The following is a 22,304-nucleotide window of genomic DNA, read 5'->3' on the forward strand; positions in this document are numbered from 1 at the left end:
CGTCGCCCTTGTGTTGTCGATTCTGGGACTTGCATTTTTCGGCGGGTTGCGTGAATTGGCGCTGGCGCCGTGGGTCCTGTTGGCGCTTTTGTCAGCGGCGGATCTGCTGATGTCCTTCAGCCGTCGAAAGCAATTGGTTTTCGACATGCGGCCCGAGATTTTTGTGGGCGAAATACAGGCGCTAAAATTGCAGGTTCCGGACGCTCCGAAAGACTTGCAGGCGCGGCTAGAATGGCCAAAAGGATTGAGCGGGGCGACAGAGCTCGAGTTCAAGATCGGACCGGATGGGACTGGATCAGCCGAGATTGGCTGTCGCGGCGTGCGGCGCGGCATCTGGGCTTTCGAACATCTCTGGCTTCACTGGTCGTCACGCCTGAAGCTTTTTGATTTTGTGCCACGATTGGATTTCGCGCTGGAGGTTCGTGTGGTGCCCAACATCCGGATGATTCAGTCGGGTGAGATTGCCACGACGGTGCAGTCCACGCTTTATGGCGTGAAGGAAAACCGTGCCATCGGCGAAGGGTCCGAATTTCACCAGCTTCGTGATTTCGTACAGGGTATGGACGTTAAATCGATCGACTGGAAACGCTCGGCCAAACGGCGGGGGCTTGTAGCCAAAGAGTTAAGGGCCGAGCGCAATCACCACGTTATCGTAGCGCTGGATAACGGCTATCTGATGCGCGAAGAGATCGCCGGTTTGCCCAAGATTGACCATGCCGTTACTGCCGCACTGGCCGTGGCCTGGGCGGCGGCAATTGGCGGTGATCTGGTGGGGTATTACGCCTATGACGTTCGTCCGCGATCTTTTGTGGCACCACGGGCGGGGCGACAGACCTTCGCGCGCCTGCGCAGCTGGACCAGCGAGCTGGCCTATGTAGGCCACGAGACCAACCATACCCTGGCCCTGACTGAATTGAATGCCCGCACCCCAAAACGCAGTCTGATCATCATTTTCACGGATTTCATCGACACGACTTCGGCCGAACTTCTGATCGAGAACATAGCCATTCTGTCAAAGCGTCATCTGCTGATCTTCGTCACCATCCGCGACCCAGAGGTCGAGGCGCTGGTGGAATCCGCACCCAAGGATCTGGATGGGGTCGCCACGCTGGTGGCCGCGAACCAGACGATCAGCGAACGTCGTCTGGTGTTGGAAAGGTTAGCACGTTTGGGGGTTACGGTGCTGGACGCGCGTCCCGATACGGTGACCGCCAAGCTGATCTCGACCTATCTAGAAATCAAGGCGCGGGAGTTGATCTGATGGCAGAAAGCGACCTCATCCGCTCGGCCCGGTTCCGGAAAGAGCGAGAAGCCGACTGGCGTCGTCTGGAAACTTTGGTCACCCAGGCCGAGCGTGTCGGACTACAGCGAATGGATTTCGCGGCCGCTCGCGATTTGGCCGCGCTTTACCGAAATGCGACCACATCCTTGGCCATTGCCCGCGAAATTTCTTTGGACAAGGCGCTGCTGGACTATCTCGAAGCGCTGACCGCACGCGCCTATCTGTCAGTCTATGCCCCTCAGGAGCGTCTGGGCGGGCTTGTACGCAAGTTTTTTACAAGCGGCGCGCCGAGTGCGATACGTCGGTCCTGGCTGTTTATTCTGATTGGTTTTCTATGTATGGGGCTGGGCGTTTTGGCGGGATATCAGCTGTTTCTGGAAAACCCGGCTTGGTACCATGTTTTCATGCCGCCGGAACTGGCCGGAGGGCGCGGGCCAACATCTACTACCGAAGAGCTGCGGCAAGTGATTTATGATCAGGATCCCAGCACCTCGGGACTTGGGGCCTTTGCCACTTTCCTGTTCTCGCACAACACGCGCATCGCGATTTTTGTGTTTGGCCTTGGGGTATTCCTGTGTGCGCCGGCGGTCTTGCTGACCTTCTATAACGGCCTGTCGCTGGGCGCATTTTATGCGCTGCACGTGGAACGCGGTCTGGGCAGTGATCTTGGGGGGTGGTTGTCTATCCACGGGGTGACCGAGCTGTCGGCAATCTGCATTGCATGCGGCGGTGGGGTGCAACTGGGGGCAGCGATCCTTTTTCCGGGGAAAAGAAGCCGCCGCGCTGCCTTGCGCCACGCGGGCCGGGATGCCGTAAAGCTTGCGCTGGTGGCGGCTTTTATGCTGGTGGTCGCTGCCCTCGTGGAAGGGTTCGGACGCCAGCTTATCCAGGACAAAGCCATAAGGTACGTGATTGGCTGGGGGCTAGGACTATGCTGGCTGGCCTGGTTTGCCTTGGGCGGTAGGGTGCGGCGATGAAGCTGTGGCGACGCAAAGAAAAGACGGCAGCCCCATCGCTGGGTGAGCTGATCCCGCCCGAAGGTGTACCCATCCACCTTGAGGTGGCCGGGCTAGGTGTGCGCCTTGCCGCGCAGCTTACAGATGTGGGCATTACGCTGATCGCAGCCGTCGCAGTCCTGATATTGATCATGTCCCTGGGTATTGGCACACCTACGACGCTGCTTGCTATCGGCAGTCTTCTGTTCTTCGTGATCCGGGTGCCCTACTACGTCATCGCCGAACTGGCGTGGAACGGTCAGACATTGGGAAAGCGGTTGATGAAGATCAAGGTCGTCTCACATGATGGCCGATCGCTTAGCACGCATGCGTTGGTGCTCAGGAACCTTATGAAAGAGGCTGAGATTTTTCTGCCCGCAACCCTGCTGCTGACACTTGATACCTCATCACCCGTGGCCTCGGGGCTGGCACTGGCCTGGATACTGGGGGGGCTATTTGTGCCGCTGTTCAATCGTCACAGGCAAAGGCTGGGCGATCTGATGGCCGGTACACATGTGATCCACCTACCGGTGCCGGTGCTGTTGAAGGATTTGGCTCAGGCTCCGGTCGGCGAGACCGCCGCAAAAACGCGTTTTACCTTTCTGGCGCATCAGCTTGATCACTACGGCGCATTCGAATTGCAGACCCTTGAAACGCTTTTGCGGGCGCAAGAGAAAAGGCGCGCGTTGGGTCCCTCTCAGAATGACAGGGCCACCATTGAAAGCGTGGTCGAAAAGATCCGCCAAAAGATCGGCTACGCGAACAAAGTTCCCGAGGCTGATCGGCTGAAATTCCTCCGGGCGTTCTATAATGCGCAGCGTGAACATCTTGAGAAACGCCAGTTGTTCGGCGAACGCCGCAGGGACAAGCACTATGCGGTCGACGATAACTCTTCGTAATTCATGTCAATAGCCGCCCCTTTTTTGCCCAAAAATTGGCTTGGAAAGGCCGCTCTCAAACTCAATTACCGGTGTCATAAAGATACTGAAGACAACCTTAGATGATCATCATACACTAGCCGAAACACAGAGTAGTATCGAGGATAAAACAGTGGCCAGCACAACAGAACACACGGGCAGCGAGGCGCTCGGCGTCGGGAGTATCGTGGGCGAGAGTTTCTCGATCCTGTTCAAAAATTTTATCACCGTCATCCTGCTAGCGCTGGTGCCGACGTTATTGAGCTCAGTGATTGCGGGTATGATGGTCGGGGCCGATGTGGCGTTGGGTGCGGCAGACCCCGATTTCAGCACCTCTTCCGGCGTCACCACCTGGGTACTGACGATTTTGCTGCAGGTCGTGTTCTATGCCCTGACGACCGCTCTGCTGGTGCAACTGGCATATGACGCCAAACTCGGACGCCGCCTGCAGGTGGGTCGTTATTTTGCACCAGCTCTGCAAGCTGCTATCCCGGTTGCGGTGCTGACGACGGTCGCAGGAATTCTGACCGGGTTTGCAACGCTTGCTTTGATCATACCCGGTCTTTGGGTTTATGCGGTTTTTTCGATGGTTGCGCCTGCCGTAGTGATCGAGAAAGCAGGATTTGGCGGGCTTGGGCGCAGCGCGGCTCTGACCAAGGGATACCGCTGGCCAATTTTTGGCGCTTTACTTCTGATCGGTATCTGCGCCGGGATCGGTGGTTTCCTCGCCAGTTTCGCCGCTGGTTTGCTTGAAGGTGTCGGAAGCTGGGCAATGACGGCAGGTTTTTCAGTTGTTGCAGCTTTTGGTGCGGGGTTGAGCGGCATTTCAGTCGCTCTGATCTATGCCCGTCTGCGCGAGATCAAAGAAGGCGTGAGCGTCGATCAGATCGCATCTGTTTTCGATTAATCGCTTGTAGTTCAAGTGAGGTTACAAAGGGTGTGATCACCCCTTGATGGCCGAAGGCGCAGGCTTGCGCCTTCGGCCTTCTGATACGCTTGGTTGATTGATTCATTGGCGAAGCTGATAGGCAACTTTTCTCAAGGGTTAGGCAAGCGGTCGTTCGATCTGCTTTGGAAATTGGCTTCATTGAACGGGTAGCGTGGATTCTCGCAATCCGTGCTTCCTTTTGTGACCGAGGTTTTTGGGCTGGACAGTTTTTGACAATCTTGCTTGGCTGCGTTGCACCACTCTCATTTTTCAGGAGATTTCAATGCCCCAAGCATCCGACACCAACCGTCGCATAGTTCTTGCGGAACGTCCCACTGGTCACCCGGACAAAAACACTTTGCGGCTTGAAATCACAGACATTCCAACACCCGGCAACGGAGAGATGCTGGTGCGCACGGTGTACCTGTCTCTGGACCCTTACATGCGGGGTCGTATGAATGACGCGAAATCCTACGCTGAACCGGTTCCGATCGGTGGCGTCATGACGGCTCAGGTTGTGGGGCAGGTAGTGGAATCGAACCTCGAAGGGTACGAAGCCGGAGACTACGTTTTAAACACGAGTGGCTGGCAGGATTATGCGATCTCAACTGGTGAGCAGGTCGTCAATCTTGGCAAGACGCCAGACAATCCGTCCTGGGCGTTGGGCATTCTGGGAATGCCCGGCTACACGGCTTATGCGGGGCTGCTGAAGATAGGCGAACCAAAACCCGGTGAAACCGTTGTCGTGGCGGCTGCGGCTGGACCGGTGGGCGCAACCGTGGGTCAGATCGCAAAGCTAAAAGGGTGCCGCGTGGTGGGTATCGCGGGTGGCCCGGAAAAATGCGAACACGTGGTAAAGAACCTTGGGTTCGACGCTTGTGTGGATCACCGCGCGGCGGATCTTTCGGAACAATTGCGCGACGCGTGCCCTGACGGCATTGATGTCTACTTCGAGAATGTCGGTGGCAAGGTGCTGTATGCGGTCTTACCGCTTTTGAATCCGTTTGCGCGTGTTCCGGTCTGCGGCGTCGTGGCCTGGTACAACTTGCCGGGTTTGCCGGACGGACCGGATATGGGCCCGGTGATCATGGGTACCTTGTTGCGGATGAAGGTCAAAATGCAGGGTTTCATAATTTTCGACAATTTCGGCCCTGAGGTTTACGCCGAGTTTGTCCGGGACATGACAGGATGGCTGAAGGACGGCTCAATTACGTATAAAGAGCATGTGGTTGAAGGTCTTGAAAATGCTCCGGTTGCATTTAACCAACTGCTGGCCGGAGAAAACTTTGGGAAAATGGTTGTAAAGGTGGATTGAGCCAGGGCAGTGAAAGTTGGTCCTTCCAACTCAGACCCTAATTCGTTCGCAAAACGCATGAGTGTCAAATTTCAAAACTATGTAGAAACCTGGCTCAGGACTCTCTGATCTTCGTCTGGGTGCATGATTCCTGATTGAAAAAATTCGAGCGGTGAATTTGCCAGACTTTTTCCGGCGGAGTGACGAGCGGTAGGCTCCGTCCGGAACCTTTCTGTCCCAAGTTTCAAAGTAAAGCTCGCGCCGATGACTGCTGGGTCCTGAGTGGCCACGATCAAAGAAGCCCACGCGATCATTGAATCTGGCCGCATGATCGGCAAACTCGTTGTTGCATTTTAATCAGAAAGACCAATGGTCCATGACAAGCGTCCGGAAACTTGATGGGGATTACGACTATATCATAGTCGGCGCGGGCACGGCCGGGTGCGTTCTGGCCAACCGCCTGACAGAAAACCCCAAAACGCGGGTGCTGTTGCTCGAGGCCGGCGGCTCAGACAACTACCACTGGGTGCATATACCGGTGGGGTATCTTTATTGCATTGGCAACCCGCGCACGGACTGGATGATGAAAACTGCCCCCGAGCCGGGCTTGAACGGACGTTCGCTGGTTTATCCGCGTGGCAAGGTGCTGGGGGGATGCACCTCGGTCAACGGCATGATCTATATGCGCGGACAGGCAGCGGACTACGATCATTGGCGGCAGCTGGGCAATGCCGGATGGGGTTGGGATGACGTGTTGCCCTATTTCCTGAAATCCGAGGATCACCATGCCGGGCCCGCAGACATGCATGGGCACGGAGGGGAATGGAAGGTCTCGAAACAGCGCTTGGAATGGGACATTCTGAAAGCCGTGCAGGAGGGCGCTAAGGAATTTGGCATCCAACCGCGCGCAGATTTCAACGATGGCAGCAACGAAGGGACCGGTTTTTTCGAGGTTAATCAACGCAACGGTGTGCGTTGGAACACGGCCAAAGGCTTTTTGCGCCCGGCGATGAAACGGCCCAACTTGCGCGTTCTGACCCATGCTGAAACCGAGACGCTGTTGTTCGATGGCAAGCAGGTGACGGGCGTACGCTACCTGCACAAGGGCGTTCAATATGACGCCTATGCCGGGTCCGAGGTCTTGTTGGCGGCGGGCGCGATCAACACGCCCAAAATTTTAGAATTGTCAGGCGTGGGCCGGGGCGATGTGCTGTCTGAACATGGCATCGTCTTGCAACACGAAAGTCAGGGCGTGGGTGAGAACCTGCAGGACCATTTGCAAATCCGCACTGTGTTCAAGGTCCAGAACGCAAAAACCCTGAACACGATGGCGAATTCGCTGCTTGGGAAAGCAAAGATTGCATTGCAATACGGCCTGACGCAATCAGGGCCAATGTCGATGGCCCCCAGCCAATTTGGGATGTTCACAAAATCCAATCCCGATCTGGCTACACCCGACTTGGAATACCATGTGCAGCCGCTGTCCACCGACAAGTTGGGTGATCCGCTTCACCCTTTCCCTGCGATTACTGTATCGGTCTGCAACTTGCGACCTGAAAGCGTGGGCACCTGCCATATTCAGTCGAAAGACATCGAAGCACAGCCTGATATTCGCCTGAACTACCTTTCAACTGAAAACGACAAACGCGTTGCAGCGAAATCCGTGCGACAGGCGCGGAAAATTATGACGGCGAACGCTTTGAAACACTATCAGCCTGAAGAAATCCTGCCCGGCCCAGCGATGGAGACAGAGGAAGACCTTGTGAAAGGTGTAGGTGATATCGCCACAACTATATTCCACCCTGTCGGCACCTGCAAAATGGGCTCGGATGCAGCTGCTGTGGTCGGCGCGGATCTCAGGGTGCACGGACTGTCGGGATTACGGGTGGTTGACGCATCTATCATGCCAAAAATCGTATCCGGCAATACGGCCTCCCCGGTTGTGATGATTGCGGAGAAAGCGGCAGATATGATCCGCGAAGGAACTTGATAAGTGACGTATATTGCGCATTGCGGATGTAAGCCACGAAACCGTGCGGCATCTCCTTCTCTGCTCACCCCACTGAATGTTCCGAAAAGCCTCTGTTTCTCAGTGCGTTGCGCAAAGATCCATCCAGCAGAAGAACGGCTGGAATGACGAAGGCCATCATGCCCAGCCCAATCAAGACAAACCGGACTAGATCGTGGGCTTCCGAAAACAGATTTAGCCTGTCTGCGAAGAAAATGGGAATGCAAGCCAACGCAAGCGCCGGTAGCACTGCCCAAGACCTGCAGAGGATGATATGCCAGTGAATACCGGCGTAACGCTTCATGATGATTGCGTTGATCGAAAAGACAATGAGTGAAGCCACCACTTCGGACAACGCAATTGCGGTTATGCCGAAAGACGCCGCCGACAGGATCGCGGCAATCGTGATCCCTGAATACAACGCCATAATCCAAGGTAATTTCTGAACTTGACCAGCCAGCGTTAAAATCGCGGCGCTGGCATTGCCGCTGCAACGGATCAGCGCAGCAACAGCAAGGATACGTAGAACCGGTGTTGCGGGCTCCCAACCGGGTCCCAAAATCCCGGCTGTCAGCGTATCCGCCATGAGGAACACACCGATAAACAAGGGAACCGCCCCATAAAACAGAATGGGAAAGAAGCGCAGCGAAAGTGCCCCAAATCTAGACGTATCGCCATAAGCATCACGGCTGCGGCGGAAGAGATTCCATGACAGAATACGGGTCGGTTCGCTGACAATTTCTTCAAATGCCGCGACAATGCGCTGCGCCGCACGATAATATCCGGCTGAGGTTGCGCCCAAAAATCCACCAATAATCAGGGTTGCGAAATAGATACGAACATTTACCACCAGACGGGTCATTATGATCTTTTTGGAAAAGGCCACTGTATCCGTAAGCGTTTCACGCCCCATGATCTCGGGTGTGGTTTTACTTACAATCAGACCACTGACGCTCCAGATTACGGCGCCGCAAAGCCGTCCCCATGCCAGCGCCATAACGCCAAACCCTTGATACAAAGCCCAAATCGCGACGGCCAGGTTCGCAACGTCCGCAATCGGCGTGATCAGCGCTGCGGTCGTCAACCGGTCCTGCCGGACCAAAACGCCATTGTATGCAGCACCCATCGAAGTGAAAAACACACCGACTGACAAAACCTGAAGAAGCGGCTTGGCAACGGGGTCAGAAACTATGCCCCCGATAGCGCTTCCGCTCAAAACACCCATCGCAGCGATCGTAAAACCGCATAGAATGGCCACAAAAAGAGTTTCGCGAATACGGTCCTCGGGCCCATGCCATTGCATGATGTACTCTGACCAGCCTGCCATTGAAACTTGTGTCAGGATAACGACCATTGCCGCAGCCAACGCAAAAACGCCAAACTCAGCAGGAGTCATCATACGTACGGCCACCAAGAAGATCGCAAACTGCGTCAACTGGGTAAAAATCTTGGATACCGTGGTCCAAACCCCGCCACGCAACACAGTATCTTTTTTTTGGGCAGGCTGTGTCATTGGCTCAACCTGTCCGACGCACCGGCTCTGGCGTCAGTGTTGGGCCATTGTTGCCCGCCGCCATTCTCAGCAGGACAAGCAGACGACAAACCCAACCAACTCAGGCGACACTGCGCGTCAAATTTATCGCAACGGGTGTTTTCCAAAACGTCCCTCCATTACGTGGCCACAGGGGCACGCAAACGTTCCGTCCCCCGAGTTGTGCTTGGGCTTTGCAGGATATCGCGGTACAGAGACAACAAGGCGTCGCACCAAGCTTGCGAAGACAATGAGATGTGGCGCGCGCCCGTTTTGGCATTCGAAGCCATTTGCGCGACCCAATCATCGTCAGCAGACAGGCCGGCCAATGCTGCAACCAGCGCATCCCGATCTCCGGCGGCAAAGCTCTCGCCCATCTCTTGAGCGCAAATGTCCCGACTAATTAGCAGGCTATCCGATGCCAGAACCGGAACGCCACATAACAAAGCTTCGACCGGTGCCAAACCAAATGGTTCGGGACCCAATGTCGGCGCTACCAGCATCCTGGCTTTGGCCATGGCACGCTCCAACCCGGTTCGATCTTGCCAACCATCGAACCGGTGTTCGGGAAAGTCGACCTTTAGTTTCGCCAGATCCAGACCACTGCCCACAAACCGCATTTTGACACCGGCACACCGTGCGGCCTCGGCCAATAGGAAGACCCCTTTGTACTCGTGCAGATCGCCAACGTACAGAAACTCACTGTTCTGATGGCATGGCACCGGATCTGGAAAAAGAGGTTCTGACGGATTGGCTAAAGCGACTACCGGGCCGGGCGTGCCGTCCGGAAACAATCGGTGTTCCATACCCGGGTGGATTAGTAAGGTCGTGACGTCCGGCAATAACTTGCGTCGCGCTCGGTTTTGTAGCGCTTGCCGTGACACCCGCCAGATTTTCTGCCCGTAGCTACGCTTGTCACAGTTATGCAGTATGCATGACGCGGACATCGCAACGCGTGGACACGTGTTTTGCTGGCGAAAATCAAAAAACGCGCCATTGGGACAACTCAGAAAGTAGTCGTGGGCGTGCATGACTGCGCGGCTTCTCACCGGCTTAAGAGGGCACAAAAGCGACGGCGACAAAGTCTGATGATACCCATGGACATGGTAGATGGTGCCCGGGCAGTCATTTTTTTTGATCCAAGTGGCTAGCCGCCTTCTAACCCTACGATTCCAGAGCCCCGACGCGGCTGCGGACAGTCCACCCTGATCCAACAAGCTTTGACCACCCATAGATATCAGCTCGACCCCAGTCGGCATCTGCCCCCCATCGTCGCCACAAAAAAATGTAACAGGGATGCCCTGTCTCGCAAGCAACCGGGCCTGAAGAACCGCAAGCTTGGAAGCCCCTCCGCGAATTTTTGCGAAGTCACTAAGTACCACCACGCGACTTGGAGCTGGGTTCGTCATTCGAACCGCGCCACTTTCTCAGGGTTAATCCTGCCGCGCGCCAAGTCGCCAAAGGCATGCAGGTTTCCTTTCAAGCGCCCCAACCGATCAATTTCAGGCTCGGAATTGAAAGACCTGACAAAGTTGCTCGCCAAGTTTCTACACATGATGTTCAGAGCGCGATTAAACGCCATCGTCCCTTTTCTATGCAGATAAAGCGGGTTGGCAATTTGCGAGTACCCAACACGCAAGCCGCTTGATCGCCCAACCTTGGTTCCTAAATGGACACCTCGCAAATTGCTCGATCGAACGATGCGACCATGCGCAGACATCTGGCGTGAGAAATCTACATCCTCAAGCCAAGCGTAAAGCTTGAGCCGCGTATCAAAGAGTATTTTGTCCAACAAAGCTGGTGCTGCGCGCAGCGCCATGTTGCAGCCATAGCAATTGTAGACGTCAGTAATTTCAGAAGTAACGGTGGGCGCTGTTCGCGAGACCATTTCCAAACCTCGCAAGTGGCTGATTCCCGGGCCATGTATTCCATCTGCCAAAACTGTCCCTGTCGCCATGACGACGTCGGTCCGAGACTTGAACAGATGTTCTAGGTTGGCCAGATAATCCGGCGCCATTAGAAAATCGTCATCCAAATACAGCAGGACATCTTCTTCCTGCAGCATGCTCAAGGCTGTGTTTCGTTGAATGCAACAGCCGCGTTCGCTTTGAACGATGCAAACTGGGAATGGCAAATTGGCAATTTTATGCGCGTCAATATCGTCGGCCCGCGCAACAACTACGATCACGAGGTCTGGAAATCTTTTTTGGCGCGCTATGTCCAAAACTGTGGGAACCACAATATCCGGGCGATTTGTAGTCGGAATGGAAACAATTAAACGCATAACGCTAACACACTTTAGACATAATATTGCCGATAAACCGCCGCCACAGCCTGCCTTATTGACAGGTATTCGTACTCAGCGTAGCCGTGGTGGTAATGATGAAAAAGAAAAGTCGAGCATAGCAAATGGCCCTCGTTCACGAGAATAAAACGTTGCGTTTCAACATCATCGAAATGATCGAATCCGCGTCACCTAAGTTACTACGCAGGCTGGTGATTGGCGGTTGTCTCCTCTTCTGGTTAGTCGTGGTTTTGTTCGTTTTCTTCTGACCGCAACCCAAGATTTCGCTACCGAGCACCATCGCTCATGATCATCACTTTTATCGTCTTGAGAATGATTTTGAGGTCGCGTCCAAATGACCGGTTGTTCACGTAATAGACATCCATCTGTACTCTTTCGGCATAGGTCGTGTTGCTCCGCCCACTGACCTGCCAATACCCGGTAATCCCTGGTTTGACCGAAAGATAGTCACTGAAATGCTCGCCATAGTGCGACGCTTCTGCAGCAACGACCGGGCGAGGTCCGACAATCGCCATGTCGCCCACTAAAACGTTCCAGAATTGCGGTAGTTCGTCCAAGCTCGTCTTACGGAAGAACTCGCCGACCGTCGTAATCCGCGGGTCATCATCCAGTTTCTGTTGAGCTTCCCACTGGGCGCGCGCTTCGGCGTCAGATTCCAAGATCTTCGCCAAACGCTCTTCGGCATTCCGTGCCATCGTTCTAAACTTGAGGCAGTTGAATTCTTTGCCATCTCGGCCGATGCGTTTGTGTCCAAAAAAAATCGGCCCACCGTCCGTTATCAAAATAACAAGTGAGATCAGAATGAGAAAAGGAGAGAAAAAGATCAGCGCAAAAAATGCAAACAAACGGTCAAACAACGATTTGAGAAAAGTGTCTGAACCACCGTTGTACTTCTTTAATCGACCAGAAGATGAGCCACCGAGCAATGAAGACTCCACCTCAGCCCCACGATTAAAATTCGTTCTCATTACACAGCCAATCGTTAATACAATACACAACACGCGCGACCCGAAAAACATTGGCCCGCATTACAATTCCCCACCATTCAAAGTATAAGTAAATCCCTGCCCAAGCCGCAACTTTTTTGTAAAATCGAGGAAGGGCAGCAGGCGTCCTGTGGATAACCTACTTCTTCAAGTCAGTTTGTCGCCATAAGATCAACAGTACTCAAGTTTACCTCCGGACTGTTCCTGACAAAATAATCCACCAAAGCTAAACACGATTCGAAAACCCTTCGGCAGATGCTGCCAAGGTCTCAGTCGTGTAGCCTTCGAAAACCTGTTCTCGGGCAACAACGCACAGCCCCGAAACCGCCATAAGAAGCAGAGTTGGATCCGGTGTCGTTGCTGAAACTAACATGGCTGTCAATAATGTCAGCGCGCAAACGCGACCAGCGCTAAACAACCGTAGCGTGCCGCGATCGGCTCCTGTAGCTGGCAAACCAATTGCGCTGAAAATGAACATCAAAAAAGCAATCGTTCCGGGAAAGCCCACACTTCCTAAAAGAACGGATGCAATGCCATTCCCCCGCACTGAGCCGACTCCGGCCCCAAGCCCCCAGGTTTGGAAGAAAGTATCAAACCCAGCCGCAGCCCACGCGCCGCGTTCCCGTCCTGATAGGGAATCTTGTTTGGAAAAAACCAAACGGTCTAGAATATCTGAAACGCTATCCATCACGACTGGCACCAGAAGTAACGCACTGATCGCAATGGCGAAAAACGAAACGCCTATGACCATGAGATGCCCAAACCCACGAGACATATTGAAGCCCAGAAAAACTCTGAAATGCAGAGTCACGAAGAATACCCCTGCGGCAAGAGCGGCTATGCCTGTGCTGGACATGGCAAGCACGGCGCCAACAAAATTGGCTGCTGCCAAGATGCCGTGGCTTTGCGTTCTGACAACCAAGTAAGACATAAAAAAGTAAGTAAAGAACGCAGCCGAAGCGGCCCCATAAGCGGACGCTTCGGCATATCCTCCGATCACCCTACTGAACGGCCCCACCAGATGTTCGTTTAGAAGGGTATAGTCGGCAGTTCTGACTAGGCTCAAAACCGCATCGGCACCCAGAAAGTCTAAGAGTCCAAGAACCACGTTAAGCGAGGCGGCCCAAACCAGTCCTTTTTCAATGAACTCTGCCCCGCGCCGTCTGGCGACAAAAACTGTCGCTAGAAAGAAGGCAAAGGACAGCAGGATATAGACCGATTGCGCTATGTTGGAGTTTGTAGGCCGTAGTGGCAGCATTACAGAGCTGAAGAAGTTACTAACCTGTGGCCCTCTGTTTGTCACCGTCATCGGGAAAACAAGAAACTGCCCCTCGAACAGGCGCACTAGGACGATTCCGGAGAAAACAGAGTACAACGCAAAAACAAGAAGATAGACACCCGACGGGGGCAAACGGAATTCTGCCGACCCAGGCGCATGCGTAATCCGCCGTAAGATCAATAGAAAGATCGAAAGAATTGCCAATAAATTGGCAATGATCATTGAGAGACCACCGGCAACCAACGCTGCGAACATCCCAAATGGGATGACCGCTATGGCCATCAAAATCCCATTGTCAGCATTTCGTGCGCTGAGCCAAAGCCACAATAGCAAGAATGCGGCTGCAGCAGGATAAACAGCCATTTTCGTCCTCGCTTACAACCTCGGAGCGTGAACCCCGAACGGAACATCTATTAAATTGGTCAAATTCACTGTTTCGTCTGTTACTTCGACAAGCATCGTTGCCCGAATCGGTTATCGGCAAGCGGCATATCGAAAATCGTTCTCTGTCAAAGTAACTGAGCATTTTCAGATCGCGAACCGAAAGCACTAACACCCCAAAATTCGAGCAGCAATTGCCAACTATCCCTCGTAATGTTTCCGAAATGTTAACAATAACGAGCGCATTTTGCCTTTGGGTTTTCCCGAATCCGGTTTGAAAGTAGTTTGGCGGAGTATTTTCTTCGGGCTCAGAATTCATACTGGCGGTTTTTCTCGCTTTTTGTGCGGTGGTAAAATTTTGTTTAGATCACGAGAAACCCTAAAATTTAGCTTAAGTCTTTTGAAACGTGGGATTGGGCTACCGGTTTCAGCAGCTTGGGCTCGGCTAATGACGACCGGCATTCGCCCCCCGGCCATGGTTGGCGCTTATCCAAACTATGCAGCGGCCGCAGGTAAAGCCCACGGCAACGGGTATAATGATAAGGACGTGGCACAGGTGAACACCGACCTGATGCGCAAAACCGTTGTTTGGGATTATCCGGTCATTCATTGGATTAACGAAGTTTTTAGCGAAGGAATGCACCTGCTGGATGCAGGGGGGCATTTCGGGTCGAAATACATCGCCTTTCGGGATTTGTGTCCAATCGACAGGTTGCAGTGGACAGTTTACGATTTGCCCATAACTGTCGATCTGGCCCGCGCCGCACAGGAGAGTCAGGAGTTACCTGCTGAAATTGTGTTTCAAGACGACCTTGCGAAAGTTGGTCAGATAGACGTGTTGCTAGGGTCGGGCCTGATGCAATACTTGGATATTTCTCTGGCTGAATTGATCGGCAAGCTCGACGCCCCACCCAAATACATCTTGCTAAACAAGGTCGCGACTCGCTGTGGCCCGACCGTAGTAACTCTGGAAAAGATCGGGCCTGGCCGGGTGCCTTATCAAATCAGAAACAGAAATGACTTTGAAAAAAACCTAACCGAAATGGGCTATGTAATACGCGATCAATGGGACATCCCATCTCTTGGTCGTATCATTTCAACGCATCCCGGTTTGGGCCCAAGTGTCAGCCGAGGCTATTTTCTGGAACGTCGTGAGTAGGCTCGGACGATCGGATCACCGGATCGCCACCGAAGCTCGACAGGGCCACCTGTATCACGCAGGGCCAACGCGCCGATCCAACCCGGCGCAGGTTCGAAATGAATTAAAGTCCAACTTAAAGGGTTGTCGTCTTCAATCCGCGTCAATCGGGGCGGAACGCCGGGCGAGAGGGTCACATCGAAAGAATCAAGGGGCATGTACAACCCATGCCCCAGTGATTTCAGAACAGCCTCTTTTCTGGTCCAGCAGCGAAAAAACCCTTGCAACCAATCCGACGATTGCAAGCACGACAACTCGGCGTATTCCGCTGGAGAGAAATGATGTTTAGCCACCGCATCTTCGATAGGTCGCACCAACTCGATATCGAGACCCGGATGGGCATACGAGCACACTGCCAATGCAGCCCGACCGCCAGAGTGACTGAGGTTAAACCCAGGGCCATTTTGCAAATACGGCTTGCCATGCGGCCCGTACTCAAACTCGACCGCCTTGGCGTCAAGACCAATGTAATCTGCCAAGATTCTCCGCAATCCGGCGCGACCTACAATGTACATGCTCCGATCACTGGATTTGACAAAACGATCGGCCCTTCGCAGTTCGTCAACCGACATTTCCTTACTAAAATGATCAAGGTGTTCGTCCGCTTCTTCCAGAGACCACAGCCAAAGATCCACACTGAGCACGCAAAAAATCCTTCCTTCTAATACCGAAACTACTCGTGGCGAACCTAGCAAGTCGATAGGGTGTTTAAATGAAACGCAAGGTTGTTCTTGTTATCTGTTCCGTGATTGCAATTGGTTGTTTAGTCCTGATGGGCAAAACCCTTTTGGACAAAAACCGAAATCAAATCGCGTGGTGGGTACAAGCTGGTGCACCGGATTTAGCGGATGTCATGGTGACGGTGCCTGACGGCGTGCGCCTGGCGACGGATGTCTACCTTCCGGCTGAATCCGGCCCGCGCCCAACGGTTTTGATGCGCCTTCCCTACGGCAAACGAACCTACGGCGAAGTGCGGTTTTGGGTTGGAGAGCTGACGCGCCGGGGGTTCGCTGTGGTCGCTCAGGACATGCGCGGACGGTACGGATCAGAAGGGACATTCGCCCCATACCCCAACGAGGGTCCGGACGGCGCGGCCACGCTAGATTGGATCATTAATCAACCGTGGTCAAATGGACGGGTTGGAACACTGGGTTGTTCAGCTTTGGGTGAATCCCAACTCATGTTGGCGGCTCAAGGACATCCAGCCCTGCATGCCATAGTTCCAATCGCAGCAGGCGGCGCAATCGGGTCAGTCGAAGGGAAGAACGCTTATTTCAGTGCCTTTGAAGGCGGAGTCTTCAACCTGGCAGCCAGCGTCGGCTGGTTTGGTACAGAAGGCGGCAAAACCGCACCCAAGTCTGGTTATCATCCAATTGATCCGGGCGATGTTCTCGATGGACTTCCTGTCGACGGCCTAGTCGCACAATTGCGCTCGGACGAGACTGATTATGAAGCGTTTTTGCAGAACTTCGATAACCCTCAATACTGGCGGGACGCCGGCTATATCACCGGCAACGAGGCGTTCTCGGTACCTGCACTATTCATTGATACCTGGCATGATCCCGGAATAGATTCGAGCCTAACACTGGCTGAAACTCTGCAAAATGCGGGCGCATCCGTAAATACTATCATCGGCGCAGGAACACATTGCAACTACCTCGGTACGGACGGTGACACGGTCGTTGGGGATCTACCAGTCTCACCGGATCGCCGCATCGGCTATGTTGATCTCATTAGCCGGTTTCTGGCTTGGCACCTGGGGAACGGACCCGCCATTGATTTACCTGAATACACCTATTTTACACTCGTGGATAACCAGTGGCGCGAAGCCAACAAATGGCCGCCTGCCGACGCAATTCAAAAGCAGCTATATTTGAGCGCAGGTCAGTCATTGCTTTGGAAAAAAAGCGCAATTTCAGACTTAAAGAGTAGCTTTTTGTCCGACCCCGAAAACCCTGTTCCCTCTATCGGTGGCCCGATTTGCTGCACTGGAAATCCCGAGGATCGAGAAGGGCCCGTGTTGCAGAACTCGATCGAGAAACGAGACGATGTGCTGTTGTTCTCATCCGCACCGCTGGAACAGCCAATAACAGTCGCGGGCCCAATCCAAGCAAAGCTATGGGTCACCATTTCAACTCCGGATTCCGACCTAGTCTTGCGCATTTCGGATGTAGATACACAAGGAAATTCGCTATTGGTGCAAGAGGGCGCATTAAGGTTGCGATACAGGGGTGGATTTGAAACACCCGAGCTGATGACTCCAGGACAGATCTACGAAGTAACAGTCGACATGCGCCAAATCGCCTATAAGTTCGAAGCTGGTCATCAAATTCGGTTGCACGTGGCCGGAACCAACTTTCCGCGCCTTTCAAGAAACACCAATACAGGCGGGCCAATCTATTCTGAAACAGAGGTCCGATCGACAGAGATCACTGTGCTCAGTGACACTAACGAACCCTCCGCGCTGATCCTGCAAACCCTGCCGCATTGAAATAGGTCAAAAACAGCGAAGCGCTTAGACGGCCCAATCACTAAGGACAGCGTCAACGACGTTGGAGAACTCACGTCGAAACCGTTCTGCACCGAACCCGCTTGCGTGTTCGCTAATGTCGCCGGAATTAAAAAGCGCGCGTTCAAACCGATGAATAGTCTCCACAATAGAACTGCTTGATTGATCGTCGAAGAACAGGCCTGTACGGCCCTCAATAACACTGTCGCGCACACCGCCTTGGCCGTAGGCCAACACAGGTGTCCCGCAGGCCATGGCTTCGACCGGGACAATACCAAAGTCTTCTTCGGCCGGGAATATCAACGCTTTCGCAGTCTGATACAGACCCGGCAAGTCTGCACTGGGGACCCGACCTAGCAACCGAACATTTGGAGGAAGATTCTGTTCTAACTCGGACCGCTGGCTACCATCACCTACGACAACCAGTTGCCGGTCGAGATCACGAAAGGCCTCGATGACCAAGTCCGCTTTTTTGTACGGAACCAGTTCAGAGACAAACAAGTAGTGGCTGCGTCTATTGGTCTCGTCAGGTAGGTGGTAGGCATCAAGATCGACCGGCGGATGCACAACTTGTGCGTCACGATGATAGTAACGCCGTATTCTCTGTGCCACAAAATTGGAATTGGCCACAAACTTGTCGACTCGGGCCGCAGTGCTGACATCCCAAATTCTAAGCCTGTGCGCGAGATGCGAAAAGTACATCTTTTCAATCCGTGACAACCGCTTGCTGTAGGCACCGTACTGATCCCAGATGTATCGCATCGGTGAATGTGCATAGCAAATATGAGGCGTACCCGGTGGTGCGATGATACCTTTGGCCGGCCCGCTTTCGGATGAAATGATCAGGTCATAACCCGACAGATCCAGTTCTTCGAGTGCCCGAGGCATAAAAGCCAGGTACTTTTGATAGTGGCGTCGCGCGCCCGGAAGCCTGGCGATGAATGTTTCATGGATGGGACGGCTTTTTAGCCGAGGCGACAGTTTGTCTGGATCGGCAACATGCGTGAACAGGTCAGCTTGAGGAAATAGGTTGACCAATTGTTCCAACACGTGCTCGCCACCGCGCATACCAGTCAACCAATAATGAACAAGGGCAACTTTCATAACATCACTGTCTTACAAACACTCAAATCAATAGTTGTACTTGTACGAATAGCTCCCAAGATCACGCGCTGCTGCATCCTGGCGACGTACCATTGTCATCACCGTTCCAAACACCGGTTGCCCATTCTCCTCCAACCTCGCAATCGAGCTAAACACCACCTTGGCCGGTGTCTTGCCACTACGCACGGCGACCAGGGTTGTGTCGGCATGTTTGGTCAGCAGAATTGCATCTGACAAATACAGCACAGGCGGCGCGTTTACGATGATGACGTCGTAGCGAGCACTTACTCGGCTTAACAAGCCAGCAAACAGATTAGACGACAGCAAATCCGCAGCGCTCGCGGTTTCAGACGATGGTGAAATGACATCAACGCCAGCCAGATCGGATCGGATGGGTAAGTCCTTAATCTTTGCATTTCCATTAAGGTATTCCACCAAACACGGCCCGTCGGACGGTAGGTCCAATGTTTTTCGTACATCCGGATGCCGAAGGTCAGCATCCAACAACAAAACGGATGTTTTCGAAGTGCTGATTGCCCGCGCCAAAGCACAACATAGTGACGATTTTCCTTCTGCCGGAACAGAAGACGTAATCATTATTACTTTGGGCTGACGGGATTTCCCCAGCCCGAACAGGCTCGTGCGAATGGTGCGCACGTTCTCCATGAACTGTGATTTTTCCACGCCTGACAGTTCTTGTCGCAGCCATCTGTATTTGCTTCCAAAATGCCGGACGTATGGGATCAAAGCCAGATTGCGGCGCTGTGTCAGTGCTTCCAATTCATCCGCTGTGTTCACCGGCGACCGCGCCAGATTTCGCAAGAATACGAAAGCAGTGGCTGCAGAAAGGCCGAAAACAAAGGCCGCGATCATGTGCAGGGTCTTGCGCGGACCAGAGGGGACAGACGGAACCTCGGCCTGACCAATAATACGCGCTTCTGGAAGCTGGAAATCCGCCTGTGCGCTGGTTTCCTTGAAGCGCGAAAGAAAGTTTTCGTAGACTAGACGGTTGGCATTCGCCGCCCGTTCCAGTTGCCCTAAACGTACCGAGGCCTTGGCCAGTGAATCCGCCCTCTCAGATACAACGGCGATCTGGCTCCTCAATGCGTTCTCTCGATTGGTGGTCACGATAACGTCACCCCGCATTTCTTCGATCCTACGCCTCAATTCGGTATCAATCGATTGGTCAATATTCGCGATTTGCGCGTTAATTCGAACCATATCCGGATGCCGACGCCCGAGGGTGCTAGCCAATTGAGCCTGATTTGTCGCCAATTCTGTTCTTTGCTGGGTCAATGTTTCCAATAGCGGTGAGGTCACAACGTCTGATACTGCGCGTAAGCCGCCAAGATTTTGTAGCGCTTTAACCTGAGAGAGGCGCACTTCAGCATCCGCGCGCTCGGTTGAGCTGCCGACCAGTTTAGTATTCAATTCGGCCAATAGCTGGCTGATGCTTTCTTCATTGCCATCCGCGATTTCGATCATCTCGGCCTTGAAATCAACCACCGCTGCGTCTGCAGCTTCAAGTTGAACGCTCAATTCAGCCAACCTGTCAGATAGCCAAGAATTGGCGCGCAATGTGGCATCCATTTTCGAGTCAAGCTGACTGTTAATGTACCGGTTTGCGATGGCGTTGGTTATGTCTGCAGCAAGCACCGGATCGGTGCTCTGGAAACTCACTCCAATCACATAGGACACCCCAATCTGCGTTACAGACAGATTGTCTCGCACCGCACTGATAATCCATGAACGTAGCGTTTCTTCGGGCAATCGCGCAGCGACCACATGTGGCGGATCGTCTCCGCGCAATAGACGTTTGGCCCGGCCGAATAGGCCTTCGCTGCGCTGTTGGCGGGGGTCGTATCGGGGATGCTCCAACAAACCCAATTCGTCAACAACCTGGCCAATCAGCACGTTCGACCGCATCGTCACGACCTCACCGGCCAGGACCGAGCTGTTCAGATTAAGGTCAGAAACCACTTCCTCGACAGGCGATACACTTTCTTCGCGCGTGTCGAGAATGATCTGCGAATAAGCGGTGTAAGTCGGAGGAACAAAGAGCAGATAAATGAACATCGCTACGGCGCACCCGATGGCCGCTGCGGAAATCAATCGTGCATTAACCCGTAAAATCGAGAACAGATACATCACGTCGATAGATTGGTAAGCTAGGAAACCGGCATTCGATTTGGCAGCGCGACCCACTTCGCGCGGGTTGGACGACTCCGGGTTTCTACGCACATTCATTGTAGTTCACCCAACGTTTCGGGTGGTTTCACCACGATAACCAGTAAGTCGCCCGGCGAAAGCTCGTCCCCGGGTCGCAACAGTAGCTTGCGAACCCCGTTGTCTTCGCGTCGGCGCACTTGGAATTCGAGCAGCATTTCGCTCTCCAAACCAGAGGCCGCATTCATCCACTGGTCCAAAAGCCCCAATCTGTCTTCGATAGAATTTCTGTTTGAAATCAGCTTCTTGATCTCGTTCCAGATCCGCTGGGATTCGTTGAGCCGCTTCTGCTCCAGATCCGAAGCGAACTGGGACAATCGTCCCTTGAGAGTTGCAAGTTGCACCAATGCCTCGGACTGTCGCTCGCGTTGATCCAACAGACTGCTTTCTGCCTGGGAAGTCTTAAGCTCAAAGTCTCGGACATCAAATTTTGGGATCAAACCTCGGGCCGCCAGATCAATCATTCTCTCCAGTTCTGTCTGAGAAACATCCACAATCCTTTGCTGCACGACTTCGCGCTGCCGCAGGATGGCGATCTGGCTTTCAGCTTCGGACACGGCCTGCGTCAGCAGCTCATGTTGGGTTATCGCATTCCGCGTCTCCAACGTGATGACCTGATCTTCACTTGCTTTATGTTCGTCAAACAACTCTCGGTTCACTGCCGGGCGCAGGTCTGGCGGCAGGTTAGACCAATTCAAACTGTCCTCGCCTTTCAACAATGCCTGAGCCCGTGCATATTGGGCGGCCGACAATGCAAGATCGTATTCAAGGCTGTTCAACGTGCCTTTCAGATTTCTACGCTCTAGAACACGGGCTTCTTCGTTGTTTGCAGAAATCGCTGGACCCCCAGCCAAACCGACGGCTTGTTCTGCAGTCATGAAAGGCTGGTAGTCGAAGTTTCCCGGATTCTTAACATCCCCCAAAACCGAAATCGGCCGGAAACTTGCAACCGAAAGCTCGATCAAGGGGTCCACAAAAATTTCATTTTTTACGTAGGTGCGATGAATTAAATCCCTCGCATCGCCAACCGCAATAGAAGATACCTGTAGACCGCCGATGTAAGGTAACTGCACCTCACCATCGAGGCCTACAGTAAATCGCTGCGGTGGTTCATTATCATCGAGAATATCCAGCTCGAGCTCGTCACCCACGTTTATCAGATATCCATCAAAGGTTGTCGCCCGGCCAATACCGCCGACCATCACTGCGCTTACAAAAACGGAAACAGCGCACAGGCTACGCACGAGATTTCGCGCGGAAGCTAAATCAGAACCCTTAAGCCAAATCATCGAATCGCTTACAACTAAATAACAACTGTCACATGATAGCGAATAATTGTGCCCTGTCAGGAGCATTTCACC

At 53.4% G+C, this 22,304-nt stretch carries 17 protein-coding genes; 8 read left to right on the plus strand and 9 right to left on the minus strand.

Going from position 1 to position 22,304, the window contains the following annotated elements; all coding sequences use genetic code 11:
- Positions 1 to 10: 10 nt before the first annotated feature.
- The 6 genes from AC2FD9_RS22015 (at position 11) to AC2FD9_RS22040 (ending at position 7,406) form a co-directional block, all read left to right on the plus strand.
- On the plus strand, positions 11 to 1,261 hold the full coding sequence (locus AC2FD9_RS22015) for a DUF58 domain-containing protein (RefSeq protein ID WP_496838830.1): 1,251 nt from the start codon (positions 11 to 13) through the stop codon (positions 1,259 to 1,261).
- Positions 1,261 to 2,259 (plus strand): stage II sporulation protein M, encoded by a 999-nt coding sequence (locus tag AC2FD9_RS22020; RefSeq protein WP_282119249.1) that lies wholly within the window; start codon positions 1,261 to 1,263, stop codon positions 2,257 to 2,259. The genes AC2FD9_RS22015 and AC2FD9_RS22020 overlap by 1 nt, the downstream gene beginning before the upstream one ends.
- Positions 2,256 to 3,176: an RDD family protein gene (locus tag AC2FD9_RS22025; protein WP_496838831.1), complete on the plus strand. Its 921-nt coding sequence runs from the start codon at positions 2,256 to 2,258 to the stop codon at positions 3,174 to 3,176. The genes AC2FD9_RS22020 and AC2FD9_RS22025 overlap by 4 nt, the downstream gene beginning before the upstream one ends.
- Before the next feature lie 151 nt (positions 3,177 to 3,327).
- The gene (locus tag AC2FD9_RS22030) at positions 3,328 to 4,101 is read left to right on the plus strand and encodes a hypothetical protein (protein WP_282119251.1); all 774 of its coding nucleotides are present in this window, start codon (positions 3,328 to 3,330) and stop codon (positions 4,099 to 4,101) included.
- Positions 4,102 to 4,405: 304 nt separating this feature from the next.
- Positions 4,406 to 5,437: an NADPH-dependent curcumin/dihydrocurcumin reductase gene (gene curA, locus AC2FD9_RS22035; RefSeq protein ID WP_496838832.1), complete on the plus strand. Its 1,032-nt coding sequence runs from the start codon at positions 4,406 to 4,408 to the stop codon at positions 5,435 to 5,437.
- A gap of 355 nt (positions 5,438 to 5,792) precedes the next feature.
- Complete coding sequence (locus AC2FD9_RS22040) at positions 5,793 to 7,406, plus strand: GMC family oxidoreductase (RefSeq protein WP_496838833.1); 1,614 nt, start codon at positions 5,793 to 5,795, stop codon at positions 7,404 to 7,406.
- A 64-nt stretch (positions 7,407 to 7,470) separates the two neighbouring features.
- Here the strand turns inward: AC2FD9_RS22040 and AC2FD9_RS22045 are convergent, their stop codons facing one another.
- The 5 genes from AC2FD9_RS22045 to AC2FD9_RS22065 all read right to left on the minus strand — a co-directional run bounded on the left by AC2FD9_RS22045 (position 7,471) and on the right by AC2FD9_RS22065 (position 13,888).
- The gene (locus AC2FD9_RS22045) at positions 7,471 to 8,937 is read right to left on the minus strand and encodes an oligosaccharide flippase family protein (protein WP_496838605.1); all 1,467 of its coding nucleotides are present in this window, start codon (positions 8,935 to 8,937) and stop codon (positions 7,471 to 7,473) included.
- 158 nt (positions 8,938 to 9,095) lie between these two features.
- Complete coding sequence (locus AC2FD9_RS22050; protein ID WP_282169662.1) at positions 9,096 to 9,761, minus strand: glycosyltransferase; 666 nt, start codon at positions 9,759 to 9,761, stop codon at positions 9,096 to 9,098.
- Between the two features lie 599 nt (positions 9,762 to 10,360).
- Entirely contained in the window at positions 10,361 to 11,239 is an 879-nt protein-coding gene (locus tag AC2FD9_RS22055; protein ID WP_282169661.1) for a glycosyltransferase family 2 protein, read from the minus strand.
- Between the two features lie 287 nt (positions 11,240 to 11,526).
- Positions 11,527 to 12,228, minus strand: coding sequence for a sugar transferase (locus AC2FD9_RS22060; protein WP_282169660.1), 702 nt, complete (start codon positions 12,226 to 12,228; stop codon positions 11,527 to 11,529).
- 244 nt (positions 12,229 to 12,472) lie between these two features.
- Positions 12,473 to 13,888, minus strand: a complete 1,416-nt coding sequence (locus AC2FD9_RS22065) for a hypothetical protein (protein ID WP_496838834.1) — start codon at positions 13,886 to 13,888, stop codon at positions 12,473 to 12,475.
- Positions 13,889 to 14,180: 292 nt separating this feature from the next.
- Here AC2FD9_RS22065 and AC2FD9_RS22070 point away from each other — a divergent pair, with 292 nt between their 5' ends.
- A complete protein-coding gene (locus AC2FD9_RS22070; protein ID WP_496707629.1) occupies positions 14,181 to 15,065 on the plus strand; it encodes a methyltransferase, TIGR04325 family in 885 nt (294 codons plus the stop codon).
- On the opposite strand, the gene AC2FD9_RS22075 is transcribed toward AC2FD9_RS22070, so the two are convergent.
- The gene (locus AC2FD9_RS22075; RefSeq protein WP_496838835.1) at positions 15,041 to 15,748 is read right to left on the minus strand and encodes a 4'-phosphopantetheinyl transferase family protein; all 708 of its coding nucleotides are present in this window, start codon (positions 15,746 to 15,748) and stop codon (positions 15,041 to 15,043) included. The genes AC2FD9_RS22070 and AC2FD9_RS22075 overlap by 25 nt on opposite strands.
- A gap of 128 nt (positions 15,749 to 15,876) precedes the next feature.
- Here AC2FD9_RS22075 and AC2FD9_RS22080 point away from each other — a divergent pair, with 128 nt between their 5' ends.
- Positions 15,877 to 17,595, plus strand: a complete 1,719-nt coding sequence (locus AC2FD9_RS22080) for a CocE/NonD family hydrolase (RefSeq protein WP_496838836.1) — start codon at positions 15,877 to 15,879, stop codon at positions 17,593 to 17,595.
- 24 nt (positions 17,596 to 17,619) lie between these two features.
- On the opposite strand, the gene AC2FD9_RS22085 is transcribed toward AC2FD9_RS22080, so the two are convergent.
- The 3 genes from AC2FD9_RS22085 to AC2FD9_RS22095 are packed head-to-tail and all read right to left on the minus strand — an operon-like array spanning position 17,620 to position 22,232.
- Positions 17,620 to 18,717: a glycosyltransferase gene (locus AC2FD9_RS22085; protein WP_496838837.1), complete on the minus strand. Its 1,098-nt coding sequence runs from the start codon at positions 18,715 to 18,717 to the stop codon at positions 17,620 to 17,622.
- A 27-nt stretch (positions 18,718 to 18,744) separates the two neighbouring features.
- Entirely contained in the window at positions 18,745 to 20,964 is a 2,220-nt protein-coding gene (locus AC2FD9_RS22090; protein WP_496758324.1) for a GumC family protein, read from the minus strand.
- Positions 20,961 to 22,232, minus strand: a complete 1,272-nt coding sequence (locus AC2FD9_RS22095; RefSeq protein WP_496838838.1) for a polysaccharide biosynthesis/export family protein — start codon at positions 22,230 to 22,232, stop codon at positions 20,961 to 20,963. Before AC2FD9_RS22095 ends, AC2FD9_RS22090 begins: the two co-directional genes overlap by 4 nt.
- Positions 22,233 to 22,304: the final 72 nt, after the last annotated feature.

It is taken from the genome of Ruegeria sp. YTSC230 (genome assembly GCF_059609665.1).

Coding starts and splice junctions, on each gene's coding strand:
- AC2FD9_RS22020 (WP_282119249.1), top strand. CDS start 1,261: ATGGCAGAAAGCGACCTCATCCGCTCGGCCCGGTTCCGGAAAGAGCGA.
- AC2FD9_RS22025 (WP_496838831.1), top strand. CDS start 2,256: ATGAAGCTGTGGCGACGCAAAGAAAAGACGGCAGCCCCATCGCTGGGT.
- curA (WP_496838832.1), top strand. CDS start 4,406: ATGCCCCAAGCATCCGACACCAACCGTCGCATAGTTCTTGCGGAACGT.
- AC2FD9_RS22040 (WP_496838833.1), top strand. CDS start 5,793: ATGACAAGCGTCCGGAAACTTGATGGGGATTACGACTATATCATAGTC.
- AC2FD9_RS22045 (WP_496838605.1), bottom strand. CDS start 8,937: ATGACACAGCCTGCCCAAAAAAAAGATACTGTGTTGCGTGGCGGGGTT.
- AC2FD9_RS22050 (WP_282169662.1), bottom strand. CDS start 9,761: ATGGAACACCGATTGTTTCCGGACGGCACGCCCGGCCCGGTAGTCGCT.
- AC2FD9_RS22055 (WP_282169661.1), bottom strand. CDS start 11,239: ATGCGTTTAATTGTTTCCATTCCGACTACAAATCGCCCGGATATTGTG.
- AC2FD9_RS22060 (WP_282169660.1), bottom strand. CDS start 12,228: ATGAGAACGAATTTTAATCGTGGGGCTGAGGTGGAGTCTTCATTGCTC.
- AC2FD9_RS22065 (WP_496838834.1), bottom strand. CDS start 13,888: ATGGCTGTTTATCCTGCTGCAGCCGCATTCTTGCTATTGTGGCTTTGG.
- AC2FD9_RS22080 (WP_496838836.1), top strand. CDS start 15,877: ATGGGCAAAACCCTTTTGGACAAAAACCGAAATCAAATCGCGTGGTGG.
- AC2FD9_RS22085 (WP_496838837.1), bottom strand. CDS start 18,717: ATGAAAGTTGCCCTTGTTCATTATTGGTTGACTGGTATGCGCGGTGGC.
- AC2FD9_RS22090 (WP_496758324.1), bottom strand. CDS start 20,964: ATGAATGTGCGTAGAAACCCGGAGTCGTCCAACCCGCGCGAAGTGGGT.
- AC2FD9_RS22095 (WP_496838838.1), bottom strand. CDS start 22,232: ATGATTTGGCTTAAGGGTTCTGATTTAGCTTCCGCGCGAAATCTCGTG.